The sequence below is a fragment of the Endozoicomonas sp. SESOKO3 genome, from assembly GCF_024606255.1.
Genome location: NZ_JAHHPR010000048.1, coordinates 1 through 15,264, shown reverse-complemented (window position 1 = coordinate 15,264; position 15,264 = coordinate 1). Strand labels below are relative to the sequence as shown.

Here is a 15,264-nt window from a genome sequence, read left to right as displayed (position 1 = left end):
TTACCGTTAATGTCGTCGTTGCCATCTCCACCGTTGATGGTGTCAGCACCGGAACCCCCCCAAATAGTGTCGCCTCCGGCACCCCCGTTGATGGTGTTGGCTGACGCGTTACCGTATAACTGGTCGCCTGATAAATGGTCAGAACCGATAATATTTTCGATATCTGTCAGCGTATCGTTTCCGCCGCCACCATCAATGGCGTAGTCTCCTGACAAATCAACAATAACCGTCCCTGAATCTTGACTGTAATCAACGGTGTCTTCACCCGCCCCGCCATCCAGTGTGTCGGCACCGGCACCACCACGAAGCGTATCATTACCGGCTCCACCTTTGAGGTCATTGATGGCACTGTTACCGATGAGCGTATCATCGCCGCTGCCGCCAATAATATTTTCGATCTCGCGAAGGGTGTCCGTGCCTGCAGACGTGGTGGCTGTACCATCGTTGCCGGTTTCGGCCAGAGTCACGTTGACAGTGGCAGTGTACGCAGAGTAATCCACGGTATCGATATCTGTACCGCCATCCAGAATATCGTTGCCACCGCTGCCGTGGAATGTATCGTTGCCACCCATGCCACTGAGACTATTGATGTTGCTGTCACCGGTCATGGTATCGATAAAAGCACTACCGACGACATTTTCCACATTACGGACAGTATCGGTATTACCACCCTTGGCTACCGAGCCATCAGACGCACCAGCCAGAGTGACGGTCACGCCACTGCTGTTGGTACTGTAGTTGAGAGTATCAGTGCCGCTGCCACCATCCAGGATATCGGAACCATTGCTTGAGTGGATTGTGTCGTTCTGATCACCGGCACTGATGTTATTGTCCTCATTATCACCCGTGATGGTGTCCATGCCGTCTGTGGCAATAATGTTTTCGATATTGCGAAGTGTGTCTGTAGACGTGCCGTCATTGACGGTACCGTTACCGCTGCCATTGAGCACAACGGTGATACCGGAATTAGTGTGGTTACTGTAATCCGCCGTATCAGAACCTGTGCCGCCATCCAGGGTGTCTGTCCCTGTACCACTTTCCAGAGTATCGTCGCCAGCCATACCATTGAGGGTGTTATTGCCAGTGTCTCCGATCAGGGTATCGTTGTTGCTGGAGCCAGTGACATTTTCAATATTTTTGAGTGTGTCGGTATCACTGCCATGAACCGCACTGCCGTCAGAAGAGTCCCTCAGGGTAACGGTCAAACCATTGCCAGAGCTGTTGAAATGGGACGTGTTGTAATCCACCGTGTCGCTGCTGCTGCCGCCATCAAGAGTGTCGTCGCCATCAGAGCCATAAATAGTGTCTGCGCCGGCACCGGCATTGATCGAATTGCTGACACTGCTGCCGGTTAGAGCGTCGTTATGATTACTGCCAATAATATTTTCAATATTCCTCAGGGTATCAGTGCCCTGATCGACGCTGCTGCCTGTCTCGCTTGTCAGGTTGACGGTCACGCCATTGGTAGCGCCACTGTAATCCACCGTATCACCCAGACTGCTGTGAGCCCCTCCCTCCAGCACGTCATTACCGGCACCACCGATCAGCGTGTCGTCGCCCGAGCTGCCATCGAGGGTATTATCACCACTGTCACCTGTCAGCGTATCGTCGGAGAAACTGCCGGTAATATTTTCGATCTCGTAGAGGTTATCGGTGCCATTGCCGGTGGCTACGCCGGTGGTCAGGTTGACATTCACCGCGCCACCGTCAGCGTAACTGACGGTATCATTACCGGTGCCACCGTATATTTCATCGTCACCGGCGTTGCCTTGCAGTGTGTCCGCACCACTGTCACCGTAGAGAGTATCGTTGCCAAAACCGCCTTTCAGCAGGTCATCGTCTCCCCCTCCACGCAGGATATTGGCCAGGGAACTGCCGGTAATATCATCGGCCTGACCGCCCCCGGTAACGTCTTCAATTCCGGTGATGCTACTGTCGGATGAACCGTAACCATCCTGAGTGGCTTTTCCGTCACCAAGGTTAAGGTCAATGGCGTGGGTCGCTGTACTCAGGTCAAGCAGGTCATTATTACCACTGCCGCCATCAATAGTGTCGTCGCCCTGACCACCATTCAGGGTGTCATTGTCATCACCACCTTGAAGCGTGTCGTCACCGGCACCGCCGTCAATCCGGTCCTGACCGGCATTACCTTGCAATGTATTGTCGTCACCGTTACCGGTGAAAATGTCGTCACCACTGCCCCCGACCACACTTTCAATACCGGACAGGGTGTCAGTGACCCCGCCGACGCTTGCCGTTTGTGAAACATTGGACAGGTCAACGGTAACTGCCGAACTCTCACTGGCATAGTCAACGGTATCATTGTCACCGGCCTGTTCACCGCCATCCAGTGTGTCGGCACCGGCACCCCCCGTCAGATAATCATTGCCATCACCGCCTTCCAGATGGTCCGCACCATCACCACCGGACAAGGTGTCATCATTGTCATTACCCACCAGATGATTCGCGTTGGCATCCCCTGTCAGGTTGTCAGATTGGGCACTGCCACGGATATTTTCAATATTGCTGAGGGTGTCGTTGGAACCTTCACCATCCGCAGCATTCGTCCCCACCAGATCACTAAGGTCAGCGGTAACACTGCCAATAGCGCCGCTGTAATCCGCCCAGTCCCCGGTGCCTGCACCGCCGTCGAGATTGTCATTACCGGCACCGCCAACCAGCGTATCATTGCCGGAACCACCGTTCAGCGTGTCGCCTTCCGCGCCACCTCGCAGGGTATCGTCATCATCGCCGCCATTGAGGGTATCAATGCCATCCCCTCCCTCAAGCACGTCATCACCAGCATCACCGTTGAGCGTGTCGGCACCGGCATCGCCACGCAATGTATCGTTATGGTTACCGCCGTGGAGAGTGTCGTCATTGGCACCACCTTCCAGGGTATCGTCGTCATCTCCGCCCTCCAGGGTATCATTGCCATCACCGCCAAAGAGCTGGTCCTGACCGGCATCGCCACGCAACGTATCGTCGTCTGCCTCGCCATAGAGGGTGTCATTGTCCGATCCCCCTTCAAGGGTGTCTGTCCCGGCTCCACCATAGAGCGTGTCCTGACCGGCATCTCCATAAAGCAGGTCATTGTTGTCATGACCCTCCAGCCTGTCGTTGCCGCCACCGCCATGGAACTGATCGACGCCAGTGCTCCCGGTCAGCACATTGACATCAGCACTGCCCGTGACAACACCACCGTTAGCGCCCAGCGTGACATTCTCGATATTGGTAATACTGGAATCGCTGGTACCGTAACCATCGTTGCTTGCGCTACCTGCCTGAAGATCAATATTGACCGCTTGTGTGGCTCCGGTTAACAGCAGGGTGTCGGTTCCTGCCCCGCCGTCGATGGTGTCGTCACCGGCACCTCCATCAAGAGTGTCCTCACCGGTGCCCCCATCAAGAGTGTCGTCACCGGCGTCCCCATCAAGAGTGTCATCACCGTCTTCGCCCCAGAGCGTGTCATTCTCTGTGCCACCTGAAAGGCTATCCTGACCCGTGCCACCCTTGAGGAAATCCTCACCCTGACCCCCCGTCAGGATGTCATTGTCCGCATTACCCTCGATGTCATCATCACCACCACCGCCAGAGAGCGTGTCATCACCGCCGCCCCCTTCAAACCGGTGACTGTCGGTATTACCGGTCATGGTGTCGTTGTTGGCAGTACCGATAATAGTTTCAATATTAAGCAGCGTGTCCTGACCACTTTCACCGTCATTACTCACCTGATTACTAGCCAGATTCATATCAACAGTGATCGCCCCCTTGCCGCTGTAGTCGACCGTATCGGAATCACTGCCTCCATCCAGGGTATCGTTACCGGTGCCACCATAGAGAGTGTCATTCCCGGCATCGCCATTCAGAGTGTCATTGCCAGCATCGCCGTAGAGGCTGTCTGTACCGGCACCGCCATTAATGGTGTCAACACCACCATTACCTCTCAGGGTATTGGCATTGTTATCACCGGTCAGGGTATCGTCATGAGCCGTGCCGCTGATGTTCTCTATGCCTTCCAGAGTATCGGTATCGGTGCCATCATTAGCCGTTCCGTTACCGTTGGCAGTCAGCGTGACAGTGACTGCGCTGCCATGGGCACTGTAATCAGCGGTATCACCGTTACTGCCGTGGGTTCCGCCCCTCAGGGTATCGGCACCGGCCTTGCCGTAAAGGGTGTCATCTCCGCCCTGGCCATCCAGAATATTGACTTCAGCAGTACCTGTCAGGGTGTCATTACCGGAACCACCCATCACAGACTCAAAATTGGCAATGGTGTCAGTATCGGCCCCATCCACCACCGAAGATGAACCCAGGTCCACCGTCAGGCCTGTGGTATTGTCAGAATAATCCAGGGTGTCGTTATCATTGGCGTTTTCGCCACCATCCAGGATATCACTGCCACTACCACCCTTAATGGTGTCATCCCCTTCATCACCGTTCAGGGTATCGTTGCCACCCCTGCCTTCCAGAGTGTCATTACCGATTCCGCCGTCATAACGGTTAGCCGTGTTATCACCGATGATATGGTCGTCACCCGCACCCAGCACCAGGTCTTCAATGTCGATCAGGGTATCGACATTGCCACCGCCGAGATCGACCTGAAAACTACTTCCGCCTCCTGAACGGTCAATAGTCAGCGCTCCGGCGAAGGTGCTGTAATCCACCCGGTCATTACCCAGCCCACCATCGAGTGTGTCAGCACCAAGGCCCCCTTCAAGAATGTCGTCACCGTCCTGCCCCAGCAACACGTCATCGCCATCGCCGCCGGTCAGGGTATCGGCACCATTGCCACCTTCCAGTTGGTTCGCTTGAGCATCACCCTCGATGGTGTCATCGTTGCCTGAGCCAATGACATTCTCAATGCCTGTGAGTGTGTCATTGGCACCATCACCATCGTTGCTGGCTGCGCCGCTAAGCAGGTTTACATTGATAGCACTGGCAGCATCGCCGTAATCGGCGGTATCGATGCCAGCACCGCCGATAAACGTATCTACCCCTCCCGCACCATAAAACGTATCGTTGCCATCACCGCCGGTCAGATGGTTGTTTGCACCATCCCCCCGAATAGAATCATTGTGAGCAGTGCCAACCACATTTTCGATATCGATCACCACATCACGGTTGCCGTAGCCATCATTGGTGGCTTCTTTATTGGCCAGGTCAATGGTCAGGGCTCCGGAGGCGGCGCTGTAGTCGGCGGTATCACTCAGGCTATTGTCGGTTGCGTCATCGCCACCACGCAGGGTATCCGCACCGTCACCACCGACCAGGGTATCCGCACCGTCACCACCATGAAGGATGTTGGCAAGGTCATTACCGGTTAACCTGTCATCGTTACTACTGCCGGCGAGGTTTTCGATGCCTGCCAAAGTATCCGTGTCGCTGGTGGCGGCATCAGTGGCTGTGCCACTACCAGCGCCACCATCGGTCAGTGTTGCCGTGACTGCGCTGCCATGCCCTGTGTAATCTGCCGTATCAGTGCCCTGGCCGCCATCGAGGGTGTCATTGCCAGCGCCGCCCTGCAGAGTATCATCACCCGCATCCCCCACGAGCTGATCATCGCCGCCACTGCCACTGAGGGTATCGTTGCCACCATTGCCACGAATCGTATTGTCGGCATTGTCGCCGGTTAGCGTGTCGTTGTTACTGCCGCCGGAAAGGTTTTCGATACCCGTGAGGGTATCCTGGCCTGTTTGGCCATCGTTGTTTTGTGACTGATCAAGCAGGTTGATGGTGACGGACTGAGTCTGGGCACTGTAATCTGCGGTATCAATACCGGCATCACCCTGCAGGTCGTCATTACCTGAGCCACCGATCAGAATATCGTCGCCATTACCACCTTTGAGGGTATCGTCAAGATCTCCGCCATCCAGGGTATCATTACCCTCCTGACCTTCCAGAGTGTCGGTACCGTCGAGTCCATTGAGGGTGTCATCCTGGTCGCCCCCCCAGAGGGCATTGGCGAGGTGGTTGCCGGTCAGCGTATCGGCATGGTTACCGCCCATCAGGTTTTCAATGGACTGGAGAGTGTCCTGACCACCCAGGGTGTCGTTGATCGGGGCGCTGGTAGAAAGGTCAATGGTCAGGCCGGATACAGCATCCCGGTAATCAGCGGTATCAATGCCGCCATTACCATTCAGGGTGTCGTCGCCAGAACCACCCGACAGAGTATCGTCGCCCGTACCCCCATCAAGGGTATTATCGGCAGAATCACCGGTCAGGGTGTCATTACCGGAGCCACTGACGACATTCTCAATATCAAAAAGGCTATCCCGATCACCATGGCCATCATCATTATTAGTATCGTCTGCCAGATTAATCAGGACATTGTTGGTCTGGTAGCTGTAGTCGGCGGTATCCGTGCCATTACCGCCTCTTAAGGTATCATTGCCAGCCTCACCCACCAGCCGGTCATCACCATCGCCGCCATCCAGCTCATTCACTTGACTGCTTCCGGTGATGGTATCGTTATTGTTAGTTCCGACGATATTTTCAATATCAACCAGATTATCAACATCTGAATTACCACCACTGAAAGTGGCAGTCCCCGAACCCGAACCACCATCAAGATCAACGGTCAGTTCAGCACCTGATACCGAGCTGTAATCCACCGTATCAGACCCCGCACCGCCATCAATGGCATCGCTGCCTGCACCTTCGATGAAGGTATCCGCTCCGTCACCACCGAACAGCTGGTCGTTACCGGCATTGCCCGTAATAGTGTCATCACCCAGCCCTCCTTCAATGCGGTTGACGCCACCATCGCCGATCAGAGTGTCATTGTGATCACCGGACAAGATATTTTCGATATTATTCAGCGTGTCTGTGAGGGCACCCAGCTCTTTCGCCCGGTTTGTGGTGAGATCCACTTCAACAGCCGCGGAGGCATCGGTGTAATCCACGGTGTCAGTGCCTGCACCACCGTCCAGCAAGTCGGTTCCTGCACCACCTTGCAGGATGTCATCCTGATTGCCACCATAAAGTTTGTCATCACCGTCTGCCCCACTGAGGGTGTCGGTACCGTCATTGCCATAAAATTCATTGTTATTGCTATCGCCTGTAGCCTGGTCATTGCCTGCACCAAGCCGGATAATCTCGATATTACTCAGGGTATCGCTACCACCCAGACCATCATTGTTCGTAGCCTGATTAGCCAGATCAACGACAATGGCCTGGCTACTGGTGTTTGCGGAATAATCAACGGTGTCGGTATCATCACCGCCATCAAGCGTGTCATTGCCTGCAGCACCGTTCAGTGTATCGTTACCCGAACCACCGGAAAGCGCGTTATCTGCGCTGCTCCCTGTCAGGCTGTCGGCACCATCAGAACCAATGAGGTTCTCAATATTACGGAGTGTATCGGTATCAGATCCGGACACAGCCGAGCCGTCCCCTCCCACAACCAGCGTTGCCAGAACGGTCTGACCTGCCCCCAGGTTGCTGTAATCGACGGTATCAATATCATCACCGCCATCGATAATGTCGCTACCGCCTCCTTCAATAAACACGTCATTACCGGCTCCGCCTTCGAGGGTATCGACACCATCACCACCGGTCAAAGTATCGTCGCCGGCATTCCCCCTGAGGGTGTTGGCAGCCGCTGTCCCGGTCAGAACATCGTTACCGCTGCCGGAACTGACTGCTTCAAAATTGCTGATGGTGTCGACATTGTTCGAGCCAGCGTTAACCGAGGCATTGTTGAGGTTTACGGTCAGGTCATTGGTGTGGTCGGTGTAATCCAGTGTGTCAAAACCAGTGCCTCCATCCAGGTCATCGTTTCCGGCTCCGCCGCTGATGGTGTCATTGTCATCCTCGCCGCGAAGGGTGTCGCTGCCATCACCGCCGTAAAGAGTATCGTTCTGGTTACCACCATAGAGTGTATCGTCTGCGCCTTCACCGCGGAGGGTGTCGATGCCATCCAGCCCCTCGATAACATTGGCTGCGCTGTCGCCGGTCAGGGTGTCATCGTGGTTACTGCCCCTGATGTCCTCAATGCTATTCAGAGTGTCATTACCATTGGCACCCGATGCAGTGCCTGCGGTCAGGTCGACGGTGACGCCAGCCGAGGCATCATCATAATCGGCCCGGTCAGCCGTGCCATCGCCACCGATCAGGTCATCATCACCCAGGCCACCCTTGAGAACATCGTTTCCTTCACGACCTTCCAGCCGGTTATTCAGGCTGTCACCCGTCAGCGTGTCGCCGAGGGTGCCGCCAATCAGGTTCTCAATACTGTCCAGAGAATCCTGGCCACCGTCGCCATCGCTGGAGACCAGCTTATTTGACAGACTGGCGGTGACAACGCCGGTAACACCACTGTAATCAGCGGTATCGCTGCCAGTGCCTCCTTCCAGCGTGTCGTTGCCGCTATTACCACGCAGGGTATCGTCGTTATCGCCGCCTTCGAGGGTATCTGCCCCTCCTCCACCAGACAGGATATCGTCGCCAGCCAATCCGCTTAGCGTGTTGTTCTGGTTATCACCCGTCAGCGTGTCGTTATTGAGGCTGCCGGTAACATTCTCAATGCTGTCCAGAGTATCGCTGGAGGACTCGCCGTCGTCAGAAGCCTGATTCAGGGCTGCGGAAAGATCTACCGTTACTCCGAACCGGGCATCGCTGTAATCCGCCGTATCGGTACCCGCACCCCCCTTGAGGGTGTCAGTGCCGGCACCACCACCGAGGGTGTCGTTATCCGCACCCCCTTCCAGAATATCGTTGCCAGCCATGCCCTTGAGCGTGTCATCACCGGCACCGCCTGCAAGCGTGTTGGCCTCAACGTCACCGGTCAGGGAATCTCCGCTGGCGCTACCGATCAGGTTTTCAATATCAATCAATGCATCATAACTGCCATCACCGTCATCAGTCGCTGCCGTGTTGGACAGGTCAGCGACCACCGCACCGGCAGCGCCGCTGTAATCCACCGTATCGACATCAGAACCGCCACTGCCGACCAGCCGATCCTGACCGCCACCACCGATCAGGATGTCATCGCCGCCGCCGCCGGTCAGCACATTGTTTCCGCCATCGCCTGTGAGTAAATCGCCAGCGCTGCCCCCGGTGACGTTCTCTATGTTTACCAGAGTGTCCCGGGCACCGCTGCCGTCATCGTTCTGGGACTGGTTTTGAAGGTTGATGGTTACCGCCGTGTTACGGGCGCTGTAATTCGCCGTATCACCGGTTGCATTATTACTGCCGCCATCGAGAGTATCCGCACCGTCGCCACCGACCAGGATGTCATCACCGCCTTCACCATAGAGCCGGTCAACACCGCCATTACCGCTCAGAGTATCGTTGTCCTGACCGCCATAAAGATCATTGGCGTTGTTATCGCCGGTTAAGGTATCGGCGTGATTACTGCCACGGAGGTTTTCAATGCTGACCAGTGTGTCTGTGGCGTCGCCACTCACTGCTGCCTGAGGCGTACCAGAAAGGTTGGCATTAACGGAGCCAACAGCCGTGCTGTAGTCCGCAGTGTCGGTGTCGGTGCCACCATCAAGGGTATCGCTGCCGAGGCCACCCGTCAGGGTGTCATCGCCGCTGCCCCCCCTGAAGGTCGTCATTACCGCTATTGCCCTGGAGTGTATCATTACCATCGCCGCCTGCTATGAGATTGTTGTGAGTATCGCCGGTGAGGGTATCACCCAGCCCGCTGCCTGTGATGTTTTCAATGTCGATAAGGGTGTCTGAATCCCCTGTCCCATCGGTGGCGGTGCCGCTGTCCAGGTCAACCGTTACCGCACGGCTATGGTTGCTGTAATCTGCCGTGTCACCGTTGGTTTCACCGTTGGCACCGCCATTGAGAGTGTCACTGCCGCTGCCGCCGATCAGGGTGTCATCACCATCGTTACCGAACAACTGGTCAGCGCCGGCATTGCCACTCAGGGTATCGTCGCCGTCATTGCCCCGCAGGATATTGGCATCACCATCACCCGTCAGCGTGTCGTTGTGATTGCTGCCGTTAATATTCTCAATGCTGGTCAGGGTATCGGTGTCGCTGCCAATGGTGACGGTATCGACATTACCGGATATATCCGCCACCACACCGGCAGACGTCAGGCTGTAATCAACGGTGTCATTACCACTGCCGCCATCGAGGCTGTCACTGCCGAGGCCGCCATCAAGGGTATCGTCGCCATCGCCGCCTTGCAGAGTGTCATCACCGGCATCACCATAGAGCGTGTCGGCATCATTGCCTCCCTGAAGGGTATCGTCGCCATCGCCACCAAGCAGCGTATCGTCACCACCGCCACCCTCTAGCACGTTGACCTGACTGTCGCCGGTAATGCTGTCACCATTGGCACTGCCGACAATATTCTCGATGCTGTTCAGCGTATCCGTAGCTCCTGAACCGTCGGTGGCGTTGGGCGTAGCGTCGGCAAGATTCACGGTAATGCCACTGGCATCATTGCTGTATACGGCGGTATCAATGCCAGCGCCACCTTTTAACTGGTCAGCACCCAGACCACCTTCGAGGCGGTCTGCATCGTCACCGCCTTCCAGTATATCGTCACCCTCACCGCCAATCAGGGTGTCCTCACCCGCCTCGCCCCTGAGGGTGTCAGCATCCTGTCCCCCGTCCAGTGTGTCGTTGTCGGCACCACCGGCCAGTACGTCCTCTCCCCGTCCTCCATTAAGGGTGTCATCACCGCCTTGACCTAGCAGGTTATTGGCGTTGTCATCACCGGTCAGTGTGTCGGCAAACTGGCTGCCGGTGATATTTTCAATGCTGATCAGGGTATCAGTGGCATCACCATCGACAATGGCCGTATCACTTGCGCCAGAGAGGTCTGCTGTAACAAATCCCGATGCACCGGTGTAATCTGCGGTATCGCCGTCACTGCCCTCGCCACCGCCGTCCAGCGTATCGGCACCGGCACCACCGGCCAGGGTATCATCGCCAAGGCCGCCAGAGAGGGTATTAGCATTGGCATCGCCGGTCAGGGTATCTTTAAAGTCACTGCCGATGACGTTCTCTACGTTGGTGACGGTATCGGTAAAACCACTGCCATCGCTGGCCTGGGTAGCAGAGAGATCGACAACCACACCAATACCGTCACTGTTAGCATCCTGGTCAGAGGCGTAACTGAGCGTGTCCAAACCCGTGCCGCCGTCGATGGTGTCAGCGCCTTCCCCTCCTACCAGCGTATCGGAGCCGTCACCGCCTTCAAGGGAATCATCACCCTGTCCGCCTGTCAGGCTGTCGTCACCATCACCGCCCCGCAGCCTGTTGGCAGCCGTATCGCCTGTCAGCAGATCATTGCCGCTGCTGCCAGTGACATTCTCTATTCCGATCAGGTCATCCTGACCACCGCCATCACCATCATCCGTCGCCTTGCTGATAGACAAATCGACGGTGACCGCACTGGCCGCCAGCGAGTAGTCGGCAGTATCACCTACCGCCGTATTGGCACCACCTTCCAGACGGTCATTGCCTGCCCGTCCTGTCAGGGTGTCATCCCCTGCATCGCCATAAAGTGTATTGGCGTTGCCATCGCCGATGATCAGGTCGTCATGGCTGCTGCCGCGAATATTATCGATATCATGGAAGGAATCCTGGCCGCCATCACCGTCATCTGTCGCGGTACCGCTCGTCAGGTTGGCAGTAACGGCTGCTGCCGCGCCGGTGTAATCAGCGGTGTTCTCACCGCTGCCTCCCCGGAGGGTATCATTGCCTTGCCCACCCGCAAGGGTGTCGTTGCCCAGACCACCAGACAGCTCATTATCATCGTTATTTCCGGTCAGGCTGTCGTTATGGTCACTGCCAACCACGTTTTCAATGCCACTCAATGTATCAGTGTCACCAAAACCATCGGAGGCAGTGCCACCGTCCAGATCCACGGTAACAGCCTGATTACTGGTGCTGTAATCCACGGTGTCTATACCATCACCGCCTGCCAGCTGATCATTATCACGGCCACCCACCAGCAGGTCGTCACCGTCGCCACCGGTCAATGCATTGGCGTTATTGTCACCCGTCAGGATGTCATCACCGGAACCGCCGGTGACATTTTCGATGTCGTTCAGAGTGTCGGTATTGATTCCGCCTTCAGTCACCTTGTTATTCGCCAGTGACAGATTAACCGTGACAATGCTGGTGTTGTCACTGTAATCTGCAGTGTCGCTGCCCGCTCCACCATTGAGGGTATCTGCCCCAGCCCCGCCCATCAGGATATCATTGTCATTACCGCCATTGAGGGTGTCATCACCGCCATTACCGAGCAGCGTATCCGCACCGGCATTACCCGAAAGAACGTTGTTTCCAGCATCACCGGTGAGACTGTCATCTTTGTTGGTACCGGTCAGGTTTTCAATGTTCTGCAGAACGTCCTGACCACCTTCGCTGTCAGTAGCCAGACCATTAGCCAGACTGGCTGTGACACCGTTGGTGCCATCGGTAAAGACCACCGTATCGCCGTCGGCACCATGACTGCCACCATCCAGAGTGTCATTACCGGCACCGCCGGTCAGCGTGTCGTCACCGGCTCCGCCAGAGAGTTCGTTGCCCTGAGTGGTACTGTCAGTGCCGGTCAGGGTGTCGTCACCACTGCCGCCGATCAGGTTCTCGACATTGCTGTAGGTGTCACTGCCACCGCTGCCGTCGTTGCCGAGGCCAGTCCGCAGGTTGGCGGTGACACCAACGGAGATACCGGCATAAGTGACCGTATCGACGTCCGAACCACCCTCGAAATTGTCTGCCCCGGTACCGCCAGAGAGGGTGTCATTGCCGTCGTCACCCTGGAGCGTGTCGGCGCCTGCACCGCCACTGAGGATGTCATCGCCGCCACTGCCGGATAGAACATTGTCGCCTGCATCGCCCGTGAGCGTATCACCGACACTCCCTCCGGTGACGTTCTCTATGTCCACCAGAGTGTCCTGAGCACCGCTGCCATCATCGTTCTGAGATTGGTTATCAAGGTTGATGGTTACCGCCGTGTTACGGGCACTATAGTCAGCCGTATCACCGGCTGCACTATGACTGCCACCATCGAGAGTATCCACACCATCGCCACCGACCAGAATGTCATCGCCGCTTTCACCATAGAGTCGGTCAGCGCCGTCATTGCCGGACAGGATATCGTCGGCCTGACCGCCATGAAGATCATTGGCGTTGTTATCGCCGGTTAAGGTATCGGCGTGATCACTGCCACGCAGGTTTTCAATGCTGATCAGTGTGTCCGTGTCGCCACTGACTGTCGCCTGAGGGGTGCCGGAGGAAAGGTTGGCATTGACCGAACCAATAGCTGTGCTGTAGTCCGCCGTGTCTGTGTCGGCACCACCATCAAGGGTATCGCTGCCGCGGCCGCCAGCCAGGATGTCATTGCCTCCTTCACCTTTAAGTTCGTTGTCTTGGGCATCACCACTGATCGTATCCTGAGCAGCACTGCCAATAATATTCTCAATGCCATACAACTGGTCACTGCCACCGTCGCCATCATCACTGGCTGCATTGGCAGAGAGATCAACAGTGACTCCTGCCGCTGCCAGTGAATAGCTGACGGTATCCGTGTCCTGACTGCCCGGATTTACGCCCGCAGCTTCTGTCTCTCCATAGAAAGTGTCATTACCGGCACCACCACGCAGCAGGTCGTCACCCCCATTACCGCTGAGTACGTTGTCACCACTATCACCTACCAGCCTGTCGTTGTTGCTGCCACCCGTGACATTCTCAATATTAATCAGGGTATCGGTGCCGGCATCAATGCCGTTGGTATGGGTCAATGAGCCATCCAGGGCAACCGTCACGATACCGGTGCTGCCGGAATAGTCAGCGGTATCGCTCCCAGCGCCACCGTCCAGAGTGTTGCTGCCCCCCCTGCCTGTGAGTGCATCATCCCCGGCACCACCCATTAGCTGGTTATTGGCACTGTCCCCCAGCAGGCGGTCATCACCGCTGCCGCCAGTGATATTCTCAATACCCACCAGTGTGTCAGTGCCGCTGAGCGTACTGCTGGCAATACCGGTATCCAAATCTGCATTCAGATCGGTTGAGTCGGCACTGTAATCGGCGGTATCTCCGTTCGTTGTCTGGAGACCGCCATTGAGAGTGTCATTACCGCTCCCGCCGGTGAGCCGGTCATCACCGTCCCCTCCCAGCAGGGTGTCTTCGCCCCCACCACCATCGAGAACATCGTCACCGGCATTACCCGTCAGCGTGTTAGCATCCGTGTTGCCCGTTAGCTGGTCATTGCTGGAGCCGCCTATGACATTTTCAATGCCTGAAAGAGTGTCCTGGCTGCCAGTGCCATCATTGGCCACCACGCCGTTGGCCAGATCAACCTGAAGGCCGATGGTAGCGGCACTGTAATCAACCGTGTCACCGTGGGTTTCATTGCCATCACCGCCAGTCAGCTGATCGGCTCCAGAGCCACCAATGAGTGTGTCATCACCATCACCGCCTTCGAGAATATCGATGCCTGCGCCACCGGACAGTTGATCGTCACCGGCATTTCCCCGGAGCACATTACTTTCATTACTCACACCGGCGGTAATAACATCGTCACCAAAGCCGCCCAGCACATTCTCAATACTGGTTAGAGTATCGGTGTTATTGAAACCATCATTGCTGGCCGTATCATTTTCCAGATCAACAACAATATTGCCGGTTACTGTGGAATAGTCAGCCGTATCGCTTTCTGAACCAGTGCCACCATCGAAAACATCACTGCCATCGCCGCCCACGAAAGTATCTTCACCGTCCCCACCCTGCAGGTGGTTATTGAGCTCATTGCCGATCAGCAAGTCGTTTCCTGCGGAACCTTTGGCATTTTCAATATTTTTCAGGCTATCGGTTCCACCGTCACCATCCAGGGCAGCATTGGCATCAATGCCGTATGAAGCGTTGTGATCTGTGCCGGAAAGGTTAACCGTCACCGCTGAAGAAGCTTCACTGTAATCGACCCAGTCGCCAGTCTGGCCATTAAGGCCCCCATCCAACGTATCGTTACCCCCCCGGCCCATCAGTGTATCGTCACCGCTGCTGCCAGTGAGGGTGTTTTCAGCAGAGGTGCCTTTCAACACATCGTCTCCGGAACCACCGGAAACGTTCTCAATGGAAATCAGCGTGTCCTGTCCCGACGCTGTTATAACGGGGTTGTGGATATTATCCAGGTCGACTGTGACGCCGGTGGTCTCGTTGCCATAACTGACGGTATCGCTTCCCGCACCACCGTCCAGCCTGTTGGTACCGCCACCACCGCCCAGGGTATCATTCCCATCCAGGCCGAATATTTCATTATCCCCGGTATCCCCAAGCAGTATGTC

Annotated in this window: 2 protein-coding genes; both read right to left on the bottom strand. The window is 56.1% G+C overall.

Annotated features, from left to right (window positions below; translation table 11 throughout):
- Positions 1 to 9,590, bottom strand: a 9,590-nt coding sequence (locus KDK18_RS14510; RefSeq protein ID WP_306670828.1) for a hypothetical protein, incomplete at its 3' end; no start/stop codon positions are given.
- The coding region (locus KDK18_RS00800; protein WP_257252495.1) for a calcium-binding protein at positions 9,532 to 15,264 on the bottom strand (5,733 nt) is incomplete at its 5' end. The genes KDK18_RS14510 and KDK18_RS00800, both read right to left, overlap by 59 nt.